Annotated in this window: 17 protein-coding genes; 5 read left to right on the top strand and 12 right to left on the bottom strand. The window is 68.6% G+C overall.

The features are described 5' to 3' along the window. Positions 1–206 precede the first annotated feature (206 nt). Positions 207–365, top strand: a complete 159-nt coding sequence (locus JN22_RS29205; RefSeq protein ID WP_179166287.1) for a hypothetical protein — start codon at positions 207–209, stop codon at positions 363–365. A gap of 178 nt (positions 366–543) precedes the next feature. Here the strand turns inward: JN22_RS29205 and JN22_RS29200 are convergent, their stop codons facing one another. The 5 genes from JN22_RS29200 to JN22_RS29180 form a co-directional block, all read right to left on the bottom strand. After that, a complete protein-coding gene (locus tag JN22_RS29200) occupies positions 544–1,131 on the bottom strand; it encodes a hypothetical protein (protein WP_143268724.1) in 588 nt (195 codons plus the stop codon). 109 nt (positions 1,132–1,240) lie between these two features. Further along, positions 1,241–1,885: a ParA family protein gene (locus tag JN22_RS29195; RefSeq protein ID WP_085557440.1), complete on the bottom strand. Its 645-nt coding sequence runs from the start codon at positions 1,883–1,885 to the stop codon at positions 1,241–1,243. A gap of 205 nt (positions 1,886–2,090) precedes the next feature. Next, positions 2,091–3,023 carry a replication protein RepA gene (locus tag JN22_RS29190; RefSeq protein ID WP_085557439.1) on the bottom strand — a complete coding sequence of 311 codons (933 nt, stop codon included), beginning with the start codon at positions 3,021–3,023 and terminating at the stop codon, positions 2,091–2,093. 623 nt (positions 3,024–3,646) lie between these two features. Further along, positions 3,647–4,615: an IS5 family transposase gene (locus tag JN22_RS29185; RefSeq protein WP_085557438.1), complete on the bottom strand. Its 969-nt coding sequence runs from the start codon at positions 4,613–4,615 to the stop codon at positions 3,647–3,649. A 706-nt stretch (positions 4,616–5,321) separates the two neighbouring features. After that, positions 5,322–5,807: a transposase gene (locus JN22_RS29180; RefSeq protein ID WP_179166286.1), complete on the bottom strand. Its 486-nt coding sequence runs from the start codon at positions 5,805–5,807 to the stop codon at positions 5,322–5,324. Here JN22_RS29180 and JN22_RS29175 point away from each other — a divergent pair. The 4 genes from JN22_RS29175 to JN22_RS29160 all read left to right on the top strand — a co-directional run bounded on the left by JN22_RS29175 (position 5,800) and on the right by JN22_RS29160 (position 9,485). Then, positions 5,800–6,741 carry an ABC transporter ATP-binding protein gene (locus JN22_RS29175; RefSeq protein WP_317852940.1) on the top strand — a complete coding sequence of 314 codons (942 nt, stop codon included), beginning with the start codon at positions 5,800–5,802 and terminating at the stop codon, positions 6,739–6,741. The two genes, JN22_RS29180 and JN22_RS29175, sit on opposite strands and share 8 nt — an antisense overlap. Then, complete coding sequence (locus tag JN22_RS29170; RefSeq protein WP_085557435.1) at positions 6,725–7,747, top strand: ABC transporter ATP-binding protein; 1,023 nt, start codon at positions 6,725–6,727, stop codon at positions 7,745–7,747. Before JN22_RS29175 ends, JN22_RS29170 begins: the two co-directional genes overlap by 17 nt. A gap of 22 nt (positions 7,748–7,769) precedes the next feature. After that, positions 7,770–8,318 carry a carboxymuconolactone decarboxylase family protein gene (locus tag JN22_RS29165; protein WP_085557434.1) on the top strand — a complete coding sequence of 183 codons (549 nt, stop codon included), beginning with the start codon at positions 7,770–7,772 and terminating at the stop codon, positions 8,316–8,318. 132 nt (positions 8,319–8,450) lie between these two features. Then, the gene (locus tag JN22_RS29160; RefSeq protein ID WP_085557433.1) at positions 8,451–9,485 is read left to right on the top strand and encodes an aldo/keto reductase; all 1,035 of its coding nucleotides are present in this window, start codon (positions 8,451–8,453) and stop codon (positions 9,483–9,485) included. 48 nt (positions 9,486–9,533) lie between these two features. Here the strand turns inward: JN22_RS29160 and JN22_RS29155 are convergent, their stop codons facing one another. Genes JN22_RS29155 through JN22_RS29125 form a run of 7 tightly spaced genes read right to left on the bottom strand, consistent with a single transcriptional unit; the run spans position 9,534 to position 16,881 of the window. Continuing rightward, the gene (locus JN22_RS29155; RefSeq protein ID WP_085557432.1) at positions 9,534–10,520 is read right to left on the bottom strand and encodes a ketopantoate reductase family protein; all 987 of its coding nucleotides are present in this window, start codon (positions 10,518–10,520) and stop codon (positions 9,534–9,536) included. Further along, positions 10,517–12,181, bottom strand: coding sequence for a rhodanese-like domain-containing protein (locus JN22_RS29150; protein ID WP_085557431.1), 1,665 nt, complete (start codon positions 12,179–12,181; stop codon positions 10,517–10,519). The genes JN22_RS29155 and JN22_RS29150 overlap by 4 nt, the downstream gene beginning before the upstream one ends. Then, on the bottom strand, positions 12,178–12,972 hold the full coding sequence (locus tag JN22_RS29145) for a class II aldolase/adducin family protein (protein ID WP_085557430.1): 795 nt from the start codon (positions 12,970–12,972) through the stop codon (positions 12,178–12,180). The genes JN22_RS29150 and JN22_RS29145 overlap by 4 nt, the downstream gene beginning before the upstream one ends. Next, complete coding sequence (locus JN22_RS29140) at positions 12,969–13,991, bottom strand: ABC transporter ATP-binding protein (RefSeq protein ID WP_143268719.1); 1,023 nt, start codon at positions 13,989–13,991, stop codon at positions 12,969–12,971. The genes JN22_RS29145 and JN22_RS29140 overlap by 4 nt, the downstream gene beginning before the upstream one ends. Further along, positions 13,988–15,004, bottom strand: a complete 1,017-nt coding sequence (locus tag JN22_RS29135) for an ABC transporter ATP-binding protein (protein WP_143268712.1) — start codon at positions 15,002–15,004, stop codon at positions 13,988–13,990. The genes JN22_RS29140 and JN22_RS29135 overlap by 4 nt, the downstream gene beginning before the upstream one ends. 3 nt (positions 15,005–15,007) lie before the next feature. Next, on the bottom strand, positions 15,008–15,901 hold the full coding sequence (locus JN22_RS29130; RefSeq protein ID WP_223677964.1) for an ABC transporter permease: 894 nt from the start codon (positions 15,899–15,901) through the stop codon (positions 15,008–15,010). Beyond that, a complete protein-coding gene (locus tag JN22_RS29125) occupies positions 15,898–16,881 on the bottom strand; it encodes an ABC transporter permease (RefSeq protein WP_143268706.1) in 984 nt (327 codons plus the stop codon). The genes JN22_RS29130 and JN22_RS29125 overlap by 4 nt, the downstream gene beginning before the upstream one ends. Positions 16,882–16,883 lie beyond the last annotated feature (2 nt).

Here is a 16,883-nt window from a genome sequence, read left to right as displayed (position 1 = left end):
TCTCCATCGCTTCTGGGCGAAATCCGTCGGCAGGCCGAGTTCTGCACCAAAGTCCCCTCGCATGGCTGAGCGAGATCGCCATCGGCAACAGCTTCACCGAACTGGAAAGGCGGTCGCCAGCCAGTCTTCTGGAGGATGCAGCCCACGCCCGGCAACACGCGGACGATGCGCTCAAGGCATTTGGACAGGCGCTGGAGGAAATCCAGATGATCGCCTCAGGCGCCATCGGTCCAAACTGCGGAGCAGGGCCGGAACTGGTGCGGATCGCAGGCTACGCCGAAACGGCGCTCGATATGATCCGTCGCCTGGGCGGTTGTCAGCCGACCGCGACGAGTGATGAAGCGGAGCGGGCTGATGCGCTTTGAAAGGCCCCGTTGGAGGAGGTGGTCGGAGTGATACGGCAATCCATCAATTGCCCTGAGACAGCAATCGGCACTCTCCCCGTGTGACGGTCGATGGCGTCAGGGCTGGCGACGGCGCTCTCTTTGTTGTTCGAAAGCGCCGCACCGGTTTAATCAATTAAACTAGCGAGAGTTTAATCGATTAAACCTGTCTGCGCTCCCGAGCCAGTTCATCACGCACCCTCGCCAGTTCCGCCAGGAGCTTGGCTTCTCTCGCCTCAAGCTCTGCGATCCTGCTTTCGCGACTCATCGGCGCGCGGGCGCTTTGGAAGAACTGCCGGATCTCCGCCTGGCGAACGTCCGGACGCAGCAGTCCTTCGGCGGCGGCTCGACTGCGCTGCTCGTCGGTGAGCCGGGCCAGCATGTAGACGGTGCCGTATCCTGCGGCGGCCATCTCCTGCGGCACGACACGGTCCCGGATCGCCCGGTAGGCGCTCATCAGCTGCGACCGGGCAGACTTCCCGAACCGGCGGTTCAGACCATCATACAGGGCTTGCCGATCGTCGTCGGTGAGGCGCGTCTCCGCCAGCGTCAGCAGTTCGCCGATCCGAAGGAACCTCTGCTGGGCATCCTCCCAGAGTTCGGTGATCCGGGATAGGAACTCATCGGCGGTGCGCGGCGCACGGGATTCCGGCAGGGGAGGGAATAACTCTCCATCAAGCGCAACTTGCCCCGGGGGAGGGGAGGGGAGGATCTCGACTGGTACCGAGGGCTTCTGTGCGTCGCCCATCACAGCTTGGAGGTATGCGGAGTCCGTCACTGGCGCCGGCGGCGGGCGCCTGCTCGTCCGCGCCTTCGGCTTGTGGACCACCTCGAAGTCCTTTCCAGGCTGACGGGGCTTAGCCACGGAATGTCTCCAGTAGGGCGAGAGCCTCGACACCGATTGCCTCGATGTCGTCGGACATCGCCGCATAAGGCGCCGGCTTCTGCGCGAAGCTCGCATGGTTGATGGAGGCTTTCAGGCCGAGGTCGGCTTTCATCGTCGGCACGCCCAGGCTGGTGAGCTGCTGCCGGGCAGCCTGATCGACAGTGGCGCGCCGGTCGACCTGGGACAGCACTGCGGCGGCAGGGATATGGGCGCGGGGGGAGAACCGGCGGGCCTTCGTGATGGCGTTCACGACGTGCTGGAAGGTGCGGAACGCCTCGACAACGTCTTTCAGGTCCGCTTTGGTCGGGATCAACACCAAGCTGGATATGTCGATCGCGTTGATCAGGGCGGTGCTGTTGGCGCCCGGCACATCGATGAGGACGAAGCTGTGGGACTCGGCCATCGCGTTGGCCACTTGGACGAGGTCGTCAGCCTGGACGACGCGACCTTCGACGAGTTGGGACTGCGCGAGCCAACCGGACAGGTTCTTGTTCGGATCGGCATCGAGGGCGCACACCGCCTCGCCCTTACGCTTCAGGAACTCGGCCATCGAGTAGGCAAGGGTGGTCTTGCCCACGCCGCCTTTGCTGCTGCCGAAGGTGATGATCCTGCCCATCTGATGCTGTCCCCCGCACGTGCGATCAACCAGGCAGGGCCGGAAAGGTCCGACCGCCACGGCTCTGGTCTGGCGGGAGGGTGCGAGATCCGCAGCGGCGGTGTCAACGCCTATAGGGGAGGCGCATTTCAACCCTGGTACAGCTTTCAGTCCAGGCAAGGAGTGGACTTTGGGGGCGCGCCCCTAAAGTCCACGGAATGGTCGACTACCTGATGAGGAACTGCTTCTCCGGGATCGGAGGTGCGGACGGCTTCAGGACCACAGCTTCATCCGTGATTTCGACATCCGCTTCTGGGTAGACTGCAAGGGCGGCCTTGAGCGGCTCAATGAACCGTTCCTTGAACTTCCGGATGCGGTCATAGCCGGCGCCGAACTGTCCGTGGAGAGCCGCCCAGGTGACAGGTGCCGGCTTGTCCAAGGAGTGCAGGCGGTAGGCAAGCCAGATATAGACGTCGATCGCCATGCTCTGGTTGGAGATATGCCGCAGTGCAGGCTCTGCAATTGGTACCGGATGGTCAGTAAGAGCCTTGTAAAAGTTGTCGCCAAGCCTGACGGTGTCGACCCATAGACGGGGCTGGTTGTCATCATCGGCTTCGTAAAGCTGGATGCCGCCCTTGACGATTGAGTCCTTCGCGAACTTGGCCTTGCGGCCATCGTCGTCCCATACGAATGTCAGATTGCAGGCTGAAATTCGATTTGCCTGCTCCTTGATGTCCCTGTAGCTCTTTCCACCGATCGGCACACCCATGCGGCTCATCCACTCTCGCATGCTCCTGCCGAGTTCGACCTCGGGGCAACTGGTCTGGATGGCGCGGGTTTGGAGATAGAGCAGCATCAGGCGGGCACGGCTGCCGAAAGGAACACCGTAGAGCTTGTCCTCGCCGCCGGGGAGAGGAAGGCGGCCGGGTTCGATGATCAGCCGAACCTTATGGCCCTGCCGGCGCCAGACCGCCTCATCTTCGAGCCGTTTGTGTGGTAGTGCGGTGAGGCAGAATCCGGAGTAGGTGATGCCAAGGGCAGGATTCTCTTCAGCCAGCATTCGAGCGGCAATGTCTACATACTGCCGGTCTTCGACCGGGACGAGGCGCTTGGCTTCGTCGCGACCGTGTTTGATGATGAGCTGGTGAATTTCAGCCATGGCCTACTCCTGATCCGGTGGCAGGATGACGATCAGTCCTAGATTCTTCAAGTTGGACTCTGGGGGCGCAGGCTATTTGACAACCTAGTAGTTATCTTACTATTTGATTCGCCCCTATAGTCCACGGGATTTGCCGATTCGCATCGATTCGCCTGCCCCCAGAGTCCATGGGGTTGCCCCCAAAGTCCAAGTTTTGACTGTGCTCAACTCGCCCGTCGTTGGGTCGCTGCCGAGCCGTTGAACGCGAATCGAGACACAGGAACCCGAATCGGAGCCGCGCCCCCAGAGTCCAAATGCCGGCACCGTCGGATCGGCAGAGCCGGCAATTAGGATGAAGCGCCCCCAAAGTCCACTGTTCCAGACCGGATGGCGCTGTTCTGCTCCGCCCGAGCGCAATCCTATGCGCCCCTAGAGTCCAAAGCTGTTCTCAGGCGCCCCTAAAGTCCACGCCTTCAGATCGACATTCGAGGTGTCAATGAATCAATGTTCTTGAAAAGTTCTCTCCGGCGCACATTGTTGCTCTGATACCCGGGGTGGGCGCTGAAGCGGGGGAGGGGACGGTGCGGATCGACTTTGGTGCAGAACTCGGCCTGCCGACGGATTTCGCCCAGAAGCGATGGAGATCAGGCGACCTTCCGGGAGATCGGCATGCCAAGACTGGTCATGCGATTGATGACGGCGCAGGCGGCCTTGGCTTCGGCTTTTTGTGCGGGCAGAGTGCGGGCGCGCAGGCTGCGTCCGATCAAAACCTTGTACCGAAGCATCGCCACCTCGACCAACGATCTCCTGCCGTATTGGACGGCTCGCTGCCAGCCCAGCCGACCATGCTCCTTGATCATCTGGATGTGGCGGTCGCGCCGGGTGGGCGCGCTCTCGGCGATGTCGCTCACCACCGCAGTCGCGCGCGGCGGGATGATCACCTCGGCGTCCGGCGCACGCTCGGCGACAGCACGATAGACGGGCTCGCCGTCGTAGGCGCCGTCCGCCAGCACCGTGCCGATCGGGCGGGCGATCTGGTCGAGCAACGGGCGAACCAGAGAGGCATCCCCTTCCTCGTTGCTCGTCAGCTCCGAGGCGAGGATCTCGCCGGTATCGGGATTGACGGCCAGATGGAGTTTGCGCCAGCTCCGGCGCGCTTGGCCGCCGTGCTTTTCCAGATGCCACTCGCCCGTGCCGAACACCTTCAGCCCGGTGGAATCGATGACCACGGTGACCGGCCCGTCCGTCTTCGTCAGTTCGCTTACCACCTCCAGGTCGGCGCTGCGCCGGGAGAAGCTGGTGTGATCGGGGACCGGCAACTCCAGGCCGAGCAGGCGCATGAGCGATCCCAGCAGCCCCTCGGTCTGGCGCCACGGCCGACCGAAGGCCAGGCGCAGCAGCATCCCGGCTTCGATCGCCAAGTCTGAGTACCGCACCGGCCGGCCACGCCGCTCCGTGGCGGGCGGCGTCCACGCGGCGATCGCCTCCGGCGACACCCAGATCGTCAGGTCACCCCGCCGGCGCAGCGCCGCATCGTAAGCTGACCAGTTCTCCACACGGTACCGGACCTTCGGGATCTTGTGGCGGCAGCTCTCGTTCATTTTGTATGGCATCGCAGGCTCGGCTTCAGCGGGGCCGCTTTCGCACACCACCGGCCCGGCCATTTTGCACCAACGTCTACGGCCGGCAGTGATCCGCCCGCTCGCGGCGTCCAGCCGGCGCCGCCCGGGCCAGGTGGAAGTGTCGTTTCACCCTACCGAGGACCGGCGGGTCGAAGGAATTGGCATTCAACCGCTACGATGCATTCGGACGAATGCCAACCGATTGGTTCGGCTTCGTTTGTCCGGCAAACCTTCATCCCAAGGGTTTGCCGGACAATCTCCTCTTGGTTGTCCAGATGGGCCCCCCCTTGCGCTGTCCTCGGCCTGGAGTCGCTCCCACGGTGATGACCTAACCAACCTCAGCAACCACTACATAGAGGGCGAGGCACCTGGAGGCGACGCCACCGATCTCCCGCGGGATTCTCGGTCGAAGACATGGACGTTGGGGCGCCGCGCGCAAGCCCGTACTAGGCGGATCAGAAGGCGCACGCCTGGGCAACGTTATAGGCCACCTTCACTCCATCCGGCGGCGCCCCAGCGGGATCCACCGGCTTCAGCCCCTGTTCAGCGTACAGCTGGGCCAGATCCTCGACGCTCGTCCCCGGAGCGGTCCAGCCATACGGCGCATGCGGCTCGCCGCGACCGAAACGCTCCAGCGCCGCCCAGCGTGTTGCAGGGAGGCTCGGCGGACCGAGAAGCTTCCTTTCCCGGCTTCTGCTCACGCGGCGCGGACGGAGTTCGGGCGTCCAAGGTCGAGCATGCGGTTAAGGACCTCCACGGCGATAGCGATCTCGGTTGTCTGCGCCGCAGCGGTGTGGGAGCGCAGGGTGCTGCCGATGATGCGTTTCCAGCGCCCGATCTGGGCCTCCACCAGCGCGCGCAAATTGTATCGGCTGTGGCGTTGCCAGTTCAGCCGCCCAATTTCGGCGATCTGCTGAAGGTGCCGGTCACGCTGCGTCGGCGCGGTTTCGGCGGTGTCGCTGAGCACGGCGCCGACGCGCGGCGGCACCACAACCGCAGCCTCCGGATGGCGCGCCTGCATGTCGGCGTAAACACACAGACAGTCGTAGGCACCGTCGCCCAGGAAGGCGGCGATCGGGTCAGCCACCTGATCCAGCAGTGGCCCGACCTGTGCGGCGTCATCGACGGCCCGGTCGGTCAGGGCCGCAGCGACAATCCGGCGCAGCCTGCTGGCGGTGCGCAACCTGTCCTTCCAGGTGGCGCGCGGCGAGACGCTGGCCATCGTCGGAGAGTCCGGCTGCGGCAAGTCGATCACCGCGCTGGCCCTTCTCGGCCTCGTTCCACCGCCGGGCCGCGCCGAGGGCAAGGCGATCCGGCTGGAGGGACGCAACCTGTTGGGGCTCGGCCCCGAGGCTTTGCGCGATGTCCGTGGCCGCCGGATCGCCATGGTCTTCCAGGAGCCGATGACCACGCTCAACCCGGTGCTGACCATCGGCGAACAGATCGTCGAAGCCATCCGCGACCATGAAACGGTGAGCCGCCGCGAGGCCCGCGACCGCGCGCTGACGCTGCTGGAGCGCGTACACATTCCCGACCCGGTCCGCCGCTTCGGCGAGCACCCGCACCGGCTGTCCGGCGGAATGCGCCAGCGGGTGGTGATCGCCATGGCGCTGGCCTGCAACCCGGCGGTTCTGGTCGCCGACGAGCCGACGACGGCGCTCGACGTCACCATCCAGGCGCAGATTCTCGACCTGATCGACGAGCTGAAGCAGGGCGGCATGGGCGTCGTCCTCATCACCCACGATCTGGGCGTCGTCGCCGGCCATGCCGAGCGGGTGCTGGTGATGTATGCCGGCCGCAAGGTCGAGGAGCGCGCCGCCACCGACCTGTTCGCAACCCCGCTGCACCCCTACACCCGCGGCCTGATCGCCGCCCGCCCGCGCCGCCGCGTCGAGGGCGGGGAGCGTCCCCGGCTGGTCGAGATCCCCGGCACCGTGCCGTCGCTGGCGGCGATGCCGCCGGGCTGCGCCTTCGCCCCGCGCTGCGCGCTGGCGACGGAAGACTGCACCGTCGCCGAACCGCCCCTGACATCGTTGGAAGACGGGCAGGTCGCCTGCCTTCGCGTCGGAGACTTCCTTGCCCCAAGCCACAGCCTTCCCCATGTCCGCCTCGCCTGACACCGTGCGGCCCGATGCGGGGCAGGGAGACCCGCTGCTGGCGGTCGAGGACCTCGTCGTCCGCTACGACACGCCGCAGGGTGTCGTCCACGCGGTGGACGGGGTGTCGCTGACCGTCGGGCGGGGCGAGACGCTCGGCCTCGTGGGCGAGTCAGGCTGCGGGAAATCGACGCTCGGCCGGGCGATCTTGCGGCTGATCGAGCCGGCGTCCGGCCGCATCCGTCTGGACGGCGAGGATCTGTCCGGCAAGAGCCGGGCGGCACTGCGCCCGATCCGGCGCAAGTTGCAGATGGTATTCCAGGACCCGTTCGGCTCGCTCGATCCCCGCTGGACCGTTGGGCAGCTGCTCGCCGAACCACTGCACGTCCACGGCATCGGCCGGCGGTCGGAGCGGCGTGACCGTGTCATCGACCTGCTCGCCCGCGTCGGCTTGCCTGCGGATGCGGCCTCGCGCCATCCGCACGAGTTTTCCGGCGGCCAGCGCCAGCGGATCGGCATCGCCCGCGCGCTCGCCCTGTCGCCGGCCCTGGTGGTCTGCGACGAGCCGGTGTCGGCGCTCGACGTCTCGGTGCAGGCGCAGATCCTCAATCTGCTGGACGATCTGCAACGCGACCTCGGCGTCGCATTCCTGTTTATCAGCCACGACCTGTCGGTGGTCGAGCACATCGCCGACCGGGTCGGCGTGATGTATCTCGGCCGCATCGTCGAGACCGCCCCGCGCGCGGTGCTGTGGCGGCGTCCGCTGCACCCCTATACCCGGGCGCTGTTCGATGCGGTTCCACGCATGGAGCCGGACCGGCCGGCGGAGCGGCGGACGCGGGCGGCGCTGACCGGCGACCTGCCCAGTGCCTTCGCGCCGCCGGCCGGCTGCCGTTTCCACACCCGCTGCCCCCTGGCGGTCGAGCGGTGCCGCCATGAGGCGCCATCGCTGCGTGCCGTCGGCGACCCGGACCACCTCGTCGCCTGTCACCTTGCCGAGCCCCCGTCCAAAACCGATCTTGCCTGATCCGACAGAAGGAACCGTTCCCATGGCCCGTGTCCGCAACATCGAAATCGAGGACGTCAGCGGCGAAGCCCGTGCCGTCTACGAGCGCATCCAGCGCGACTACGGCCCCTTCGGCAACATGCTGCGCGTCTTCGCCCACCGCCCGCCGGCCTTGCGTCATGTCTTCGGGTTGCTGCTGGAGTCCGCATCCGACGCGGTGATCTCCAAACGGCATCTGGAGATCGTGCTGGTGACCGCATCGAAGGCGGCAGCCTGCGCCTACTGCGTCGCGCACCATGCCCCGCGTCTGGTCGAGCAGGGCCTGCCTGCCGCGACGGTGGAGCGGATCCTCGATCCCGACGTGCCGGGGCTCGACCCGGTGGACCGTCTGGTCCGGGACTATGCGGCGCAGGTCACCCGCGACCCGGCGCGGGTGAGCGACGCCCTGTTCGCCCGTCTGCGCGAGCATTTCAGCGAGGAGCAGGTGGTCGAACTGACGCTGCGCACCGCGCTCTGCGCGTTCTTCAACCGGTTCAACGAGGCGCTGGGCATCGAGATCGAGGAGGACGCCCTAACGCTGCCGCTTGCCTGAATGGCGGGGCGACTGTTCTACTGGTCTCGGCGCAGGGGTCGGTAGCAACAAGAACGTACAAGACTGCCTGCCGGGGGGCTGCCGGCCGGGGATCCGCAGGGTGAGGCTTCCAGCCAAGGGAGATTTGGGGACATGGTCGATTACCGCAATCTTGGCCGCAGCGGACTGAAGGTTCCGCCGCTGGCGCTGGGCACCATGATGTTCGGCGGGCAGGCCGACGAGGCGACTGCCCACCGCATCATCGCGAAGGCGCGGGCTCAGGGCTTCACCTTCATCGACACGGCCGACGTCTATCATCGCGGCGCGTCGGAGCGGGTGGTCGGAAGCGCGGTCCGCGGCGACCGCGACGCCTGGGTGCTGGCGACCAAGTTCGCCAACCCGATGGGGGAGGGGCCGAACAGCAGGGGCATTTCGCGCAAGTGGATCGTCGAAGCGGTGGAGAATAGCCTGCGCCGCCTCGGCACCGACTACATCGACATCGCCTATATCCACCGGGCGCCGCTCGACGCACCGCTGGACGAGGCGGTGCGGGCCATCGCCGACCTGATCCGGGCCGGCAAGCTGCGCTATTTCGGCCTGTCCAACTTTAGCGGCTGGCGGATCGCCGAGATCGTCCATCTGGCCGACGCCCACGGCATCGACCGGCCGGTGGCGAGCCAGCCGCTCTACAACATCGTCGACCGCAAGGCGGAGGTGGAGCAGCTTCCGGCCGCGGGCCATTACGGGATCGGCGTCGTCTCCTACTCGCCGCTCGCCCGGGGCGTGCTGACCGGCAAATATGTTCCCGGTGCGGCGCCGGCGCCGGACACCCGGGCCGGCCGGGCCGACCGCCGCATCCTCGAAACCGAATGGCGCCCGGAATCCCTGGCCATCGCCCAGGAAATCCAGCGCCATGCAGCCACCCGCGGCATCTCCGCCGCCGATTTCGCACTGGCCTGGGTGCTGAACAACCGGCTGGTCACCGCCGCCATCGCCGGCCCCCGCACCGAGGAACAGTGGGACGCCTATGTGCGGGCGCTCGATTACCGCTTCACCGCCGAGGACGAGGCGCTGGTCGACCGTCTGGTGTCGACGGGCAATGCGTCCACCCCCGGCTACAACGACCCCGGCTATCCGGTCGAGGGCCGCGTCCCGTTCGTCCCGGCGGCCGGTCCGGCGCCGGACTGACGGACCGCCTGCCGCCGATGGCGATGCCAGAAAAGACCTACGCCGCCGTCACCGGCGCAGGGACCGGTCCAGGCCGCGCAGGATCGGCAGGACGATGTCGATGACCGGTGTCGGGACGGACCGCTCCCTGGCAAAGGCCTGCACTTGGCCGAGCAGGCATTCGACCTCGGTGGCGCGGCCGTGCAGGACATCCTGCAACATGGATGGCCGGGTTTCCGACCGCGTGGCGGCCCACCTCATCGTATCGTCGGCATCGACGTGCTGGGTCAGATCATAGCCGAGCGCCCGGGCTGTGTCGGCCACCTCGTCGGCGATGCGCCGCCCGAGTTCGGCCAGCTCGGGGTCGGCGGCCCGGTCCTTCGCCGACAGTCGGGTCAGGGCGGCCAGCGGGTTGCCCGGCGCGTTGACCAGCAGCTTGAGCCAGATGTCGGTCCGGATGTCGGTCGACAGCAGGGCGGGCATGCCGGCGCCGGTGAACAGCTCGACCAGCCCACGCGCGCGTGGGCTGTCGTCGCCGTCGGGTTCGCCGATGATGAACCGGTTGTGCGCGCCATGGACGACGACACCCGGCTCGACGATCTCGTTGGGCGACATCACGACGCCGCCCAGCGCCCGCGCCGGTCCGACCTGACGCCAGAGTGCGGCGTCGGGATCGAGCAGCGGCAGCGGACCGCCGCCCTCCCGCAGGCCATAGTTCCACCACCACGGGATCCCGTTCAACAGGAAGACCGCGACCCCATCGGGAGCCAGCAGCCGGGCGAGCGCGCCCGCCGCCGGCGGTAGGGCCGGCGCCTTCAGCGTGACGACGACGATGTCCTGCGGCGGCAGGATCGACGGGTCGTCGGTCGCCACCGGCACCGCGACGCGGAACTCTTCCCGGCTGCTCCGGAAGGTGAGGCCGCGCTCGCGCATCGCGGCCAGATGAGGACCGCGCGCGACGACGGCGACGCCAGGGATACCGGCGCGCAGCAGCCTCGCCGCCACATGGCTGCCCACCGCGCCCGCCCCGAAGATGCAGATCCGCGGGGCGGTCATCGCGCCGCCGGTCCGATGCGGAATCCGGCGGCTTCCGGCGTGCCGACGGCCCCCGGAAGCGACAGCTCCCAGTCGAGATAGGCGCGCGACGCTTCGAGGTTGCCGCTGTGGCGGTCATGGAGCCAGAACAGATGGTCGATGCGGTCGGCGTCGGCAGGCTCGACGGGCGACGAGACGACCGTAAGGCCGGCGGCTGTCCAGGCCGCCTCGCCGCCGGGAAGGACCGCGGCCGGAATGCCGGCCTCCTCCAGGTCCAGGGCCAGGAGATGGGCGGTCGCGGGATCCCGCCCGGTCACCACGACCCCGGCCGCGCGGTCGAACCGTTCCGGCGGGCCGAGGCGCGAGCGGTTGGCCCAGAGCGCTCCCGCCGGGTGGGAGCGGCGGTAATCGCCGCTGGAATCCGAGAAAAGCAGAACCGCGCCGCGCCGCAGCCGGTCGCCGGCCTCCTCGGCGGAAAGAACCTTCGCCCAGGAGGGAGCGACGGGCACCGCATGGGCGGGAGGCGGGGCGGTCCCCGACACCAGCCCCGGCAGGACCAGCGCATCCCAGCCGAGCTGGCGCAGCCAGTGTGCCGTCACGGTGGCGCGCACGCCGTCGTCGTCGGTCAGCACGATCCGTGCCCCGCGGGTGGCCGCCCATTTGTCGAGCGCCTGCACCAGCTGCCCGCCCTGGGCGGACGGAACCCCCTCGGCATGCCCCCCGGCATGCTCGGTCGGCAGGCGGACGTCGAAGAGATAGGTGGTTCGGGCGGGATCGGCACGCAGCCACTCCAGCGCGGCGCGGTCGATCACCGGGACGGCGAAGCGCCGGGCAAGGTCGGCGGCGCGCCGCCGCGCCGTTTCGCGGGCCTCCGGCCCCACCGGCGGCCGGGGCGGAAGCGGGGTGTCGCGCTCCAGCTCGAAGCCGGCGAGGCGCCAGCCCTGGGTTCCGCCCGACAGGGCGACCACGCGGTTGGGAATGCCGGCGTTGATCAGTGCCTGCGCGCCGATGATGCCGCGCGTCCGTCCGGCGCAGGACACGACGACGAGACTTTCCGGCGAGGGAACGAGGTCGGCGAAGCGGTGGACGATCTCAGCACCCGGCGCGCTGACGGCGCCCGGCACGTGGAAACGCTCGAACTCCTCGGCGGTGCGGCTGTCGAGAATCACCAGATCGGCACCGGCCCGGACAAGCCGGTCGAGTTCGGTCGCCTCGATGTCCGGCGTATGGTAGGCGTGTTCGACGCATTCGGCGAAGGCCTTGCCCGGTACGTTGACGCTGGGGAAGAGCGGCAAGCCGGCGGCGGACCAAGCCTCCACCCCGCCGGACAGCACATGGACGCCGGTATAGCCGAGCGCCGAGAGCCGGCGGGCTGCCCGCGCGGCGACAAGCTCTTCGGCCAGCAGCACGATGCGGGTGTCGGCGCGCGGGACGAGCGCGGCGATTTCGAACTCCAGCCGGCTGAAGGGAATGTTGACGGCGAGAAGCGGGTGCCCCTCGCCGAAGGGGCCTTCCTCGCGCAGGTCGAGGAAGGCGATCTCGCCGCCGTCCTCCAGCCAGTGCAGAAGCGTCCGGGGATCGATGCCGGTCGTCCCGGCCGGCGTCTCAATCGGCGTCTCGGCCGGGGCGTGGGGGAAGGCGGTCAAGGCGGTGCCCTTTCGGTCGAAAACGGAGACGGTCATTCGCGGTAGCCGGGATTCTGGCGGTCGAGCAGCCGCTTCAGGGCGCCGAAATGCAGCTCGTGGCCCGACGGCACGCCGGGGGCCAGCGGGCCGCCGGCGATGGTGGCGTGGACATGCGCCACCATCTCGCCGGGCAGTTCGCGCAGCGGCTTGCCGGTCCATTGGGCGAAGAGCTGCACCCGCGCCGCCCGCTCCAGCGTATAGAGCCGGTCGTAGGCTTCCGAGACGGTCCGGCCGGCGACCAGCACGCCGTGATGCGCCATGATCAGGATGGTCTTGTCGCCGAGGATGTCGGCCAGACGCTCGCCCTCGGCCGGGTCGCGGGCGAGGCCGGTGTAGTCGTCGTCATAGGCGATCTCGGCGATCAGCTGGGCCTCGGTGTGCCCGATCGGCAGCAGCCGCTGGTCCTGCAACCGGGTCAGCGCGCTGGTGTAGGGCATGTGGGTGTGGAACAGCGCGGCGTGCTGCGGCTTGCGCCGGTGGATGGGGGCGTGGATGCAGAAGGCGGAGCGCTGGAGCGGTCCCTTGCCGTCGAGCAGGCGGCCGTCGTAATCGACGGTGAGCAGGTCGCCGGCCTTGATCTCCGACCAGTGCAGCCCGAGCGGGCTGACATAGAATCGGTCGTCATGTCCCGGCACCGCCAGGGTGAAATGGTTGTACATGCCCTCGCTCATCTCCTGGATCACCGCCAGGCGCTGGGCCGCGGCCAGATCGACGCGGGCCTGCCTCTGTTCGGCCGTCGCGAAACTCGGGTCATGCGCGGGGACGGGCTTGCCGGTGACGGCGTTCATTGGACGGTGTCCTTCTGCAGGCAATGGGGGAGGGACGGGGCTGCCGCGCCACCGAGTGCGCCATCGGGCGCGGTATGGAGATGACAGGCGACCGCATGTCCGGGGGCGATCTCGGCCAGCCGCGGCGTCTGCTCGCGGCACAGGCGGGTTGCGAAGGGGCAGCGGCCGGCGAAGCGGCATCCTGGTGGCGGATCCTGCGGTGCCGGCAGGTCGCCCGGCAGCAGCCGGGTCCGATCCAGCCCGCGCCGTTCCGGTTCCATGCGCGGAACCGCGGCGATCAGCGCCTGGGTGTAGGGGTGGGCCGGCGACCGCCACAAGGCCGCGCGGTCGGCGATCTCGACGATCTGGCCGAGATACATCACGGCGATCCGGTCGGCGAGATGCTGGACCACGGAAAGGTCGTGGCTGATGAACAGGTAGGCGATCCCGCGCGACGCCTGGAGGTCGGCCAGCAGGTTGAGGATCTGCGCCTGCAGCGAGACGTCGAGCGCCGACACCGGCTCGTCGCAGACGATCAGGCTCGGCTCCAGCATCAGGGCGCGGGCGATGGCGATGCGCTGGCGCTGGCCGCCGGAGAATTCATGCGGAAGCCGGTCCGCCATCTCGGGGTGCAGCCCGACCTGGGCCATGACCTCGCGCACCCTGTCGCGCCGCTCGCTCCGGTCGCCGCGGCCATGCACCGCCAGCGGCTCCTCCAGGGCGCGGTGGATGCGCTGGCGTGGGTCGAGCGAGGCCGCCGGATCCTGGAACACCATCTGGAGGCGGCGGCGGTGCGGGCGCAGATGGCGGCCGTTCAGCCGGCCGATGTCCACCCCGTCGAGCCGGATGGCGCCGGAATGCGGATCGACGATCCGCATGATCGCCTTGCCGAGCGAGGATTTGCCGCAGCCGGACTCGCCGACCAGACCCAGCGTCCTGCCGGCGTGCAGGGCGAAGGACACGCCGTCCACCGCCATCAGGGAGCCGCGCCGGGTGACGTAGCGGACACGGAGATCCTCGACCTCCAGAAGCGCGCTCATTCCGCCGCCCTCCATTGGTTGCGGTCGGCCCATTGCGGGACCTGTCGGGGCGTCCAGGCCGGCAGCTCGGCCCTGTGGCAGGCGACCGCTGCCTGCCCGTGCCGCTGCAACGGCGGGACGGTGGCGCAGCCGGCGTCGGCGTCGGCGCAACGCGGAGCGAAGGCGCATCCCGGCCGGATGGCGCCCGGCAGGGGCACCAGGCCGGGGATTTCCTGCAACCGCTGCCGCGGCGGCGGCTCGCCCAGCGTCAGCCGCGGCTTGGCCCCCATCAGCCGGCGGGTGTAGGGGTGCAGCGGGGCGGCGAACAGGCCGGGCGTGTCCTGCTCCTCGACCTTGCGTCCGGCATACATCACCAGCACGCGGTCGGCGGTTTCGGCAACGACGCCGAGGTCGTGGGTGATGAGGATCAGCCCCATGCCGAGGTTGCGGCGCAGCTCGTCGAGCAGGCAGAGGATCTGCGCCTGGATGGTGACGTCGAGCGCCGTCGTCGGCTCGTCGGCGATCAGCAGGGCAGGGTTGGCGGCGATGGCGATGGCGATGGCGACCCGCTGGCGCATGCCGCCCGAGAAGCGGTGCGGATGGTCGTCGAGGCGGCGGTGGGCGTCGGGAATATGGACGAGATCCAGCAGCTCCGCCGCCCGCGCCCGCGCCGCCCGTGCACCGAGCGGGCTGTGGGCGCGCACCGCCTCGGCGACCTGTTCGCCGACGGTCAGCACCGGATTGAGCGCCGACATTGGATCCTGGAAGACGATGCCGACGCGGTCGCCGCGCACGGCGCGCATCCGCGCCTCGGGCAGGCCGGTCAGGTCCAGCCCGTCGAGCCGCACCCGTCCGCCGATCCGTCCCGGCGGCGCCACCAGCCGGGTCAGCGCCAGCGCCGTCATCGACTTGCCGCAGCCGGATTCACCGACGATGGCCAGCGTCTCGCCGGCGTCGACCGAGAAGGACAGCCGGTCGACGACGACGGCGTCGCCGAAACGGACGGTCAGGTCTTCGACTTCGAGCAGGCTCATGGCTCACCTCACGGGGGTGCGGGGATTGAGGAGATCGTTCAGGCCGTTGCCAATCAGCATGAAGCCCATGACGGTGAGGAAGATCGCCCCGCCGGGAAGCGCCGTCATGTACCAGGCGGTGCGCAGCATCGGCCGGCCGGCGCCGACCATGCTGCCCCAGCTCATGCCGTTGGGGTCGCCGAGGCCGAGGAAGGACAGCGAGGCGTCCGACAGGATCGCCTGGGCCACCAGGATCGAGGCGGCGACCACGACCGGCGCCAGGCTGTTCGGCAGCACATGCAGCAGGACGATCCGCCCATGTCCCATGCCCAGCGTGACCGCGGCGTCGACATAGTCGAGCCGGCGCACCCGCACCGCCTCCGCCCGCACCAGCCGGGCGATCTGCGGCCAGGCGGTGATGCCGATGGCGAAGCTGATGCTGGCGGTGGTCGGCCCGAGGATCACCACCAGGATGATGGTAAAGAGCAGGCTCGGCATGGTCTGGAACAGTTCGCTGATCCGCATCAGCACGTCGTCGACGGCGCCGCCGAAATAGCCGGCCAGCACGCCCGCGGCGATGCCGACCAGCAGCGCCAGCGCCGCCGCGGCGATGCCGACGGTCAGCGAGGTGCCGGCGGAATGGGCCATCGCCGCCGCCATGTCGCGGCCCAGCATGTCGGTGCCGAGGGGGAAGCGGGCGTCGATGCCGGGCCAGGTGCCGGCTGGGCCGGCCATGTCTCGCGGATCGCCCGGATAGAGCAGGCCGGCGGACAGGGCAACGGCGACGACGGTGGCCAGCAGCAGCAGGCCGACCAGCAGCGCCCGCGAACCGCGCAGCCGGCGGAGCCCCGGCGTGCGCATCAGGCGCTGGAGGATGCCGCCCGGCATCCCGCCATGGGTCGGGGCGGACAGGCTCATTGACGGACCTCCACCCGAGGGTCGAGCGCCGCATAGAGCAGGTCGACCGCCAGATTGACGACGATGACGATGAAAGAGCTGCACAGGAAGATGCCGAGCAGCAGGTTGACGTCGCGCGAGAACACCGCCTCCTGCGCCAACCGGCCGAGGCCGGGCCAGCCGAAGACCGTCTCGACCACCACCGTGCCGCCGAAGATGGCGCCGAGCTGCAGGCCGGTGACCGTCACGATGGGCAGCAGGGCGTTGCGCAGAACGTGGCGGATCACCACGCGGGCCTCTGTCAGCCCCTTGGCCCTGGCCGTGCGCACGAAATCGAGCCCGTAGACCTCCAGCATCGCCGAGCGGGTGATGCGGACATAGATCGACAGGAAGAACAGGCTGAGCGTCACGGCCGGCAGCACCAGATGCCGGCCGATGTCGAGCCACTCGTCCCAACGGCCGAGGTAATCCGCCCCCACCGTCACCATGCCGGCCGACGGCAGCCAGCGCAGCTCGATGGAGAACAGCACGATCAGCATCAGCCCGACCCAGAACAGCGGGGTGGCGAAGCCCATGGTGGAGACGACCGAGATCGCCTCGTCCAGCAGGCTTCCGCGCGACCGCGCCGCCACCACGCCGAGCAGCACGCCGATCAGGAGCGCGAACAGGATCGCGGTCAGCGACAACAGGATCGTCGCCGGAAGGCGTTCGAGGATCAACTCGCCCACCGGCATGCCCTGGCGGAAGGAATAGCCGAGGTCGAAATGCAGGATGCCCTGGATGTAGTTCAGAAACTGGAGGTGGACCGGAATGTCGAGCCCGTAGAGCCGGCGCAGGTTCTCCATGAACTCCGGCGTCGCCGAGCCGGATTCTCCGGCGATGACGTCGGCGAGGTCGCCCGGCGTCAGCTTCAGCAGCAGGAAGTTCAGCAGCACGATGGCGAAGGCCATCGGCAGTGCCTGGACCAGCCGGCGGAAGACGTAGCGCAGCGATGTCGGCATGG

It is taken from the genome of Azospirillum agricola, assembly GCF_020005195.1.
Lineage (GTDB): Bacteria > Pseudomonadota > Alphaproteobacteria > Azospirillales > Azospirillaceae > Azospirillum > Azospirillum agricola.
The sequence above is the reverse complement of the archived record's forward strand: the minus strand, read 5'-3'. Positions and strand labels throughout refer to the sequence as shown.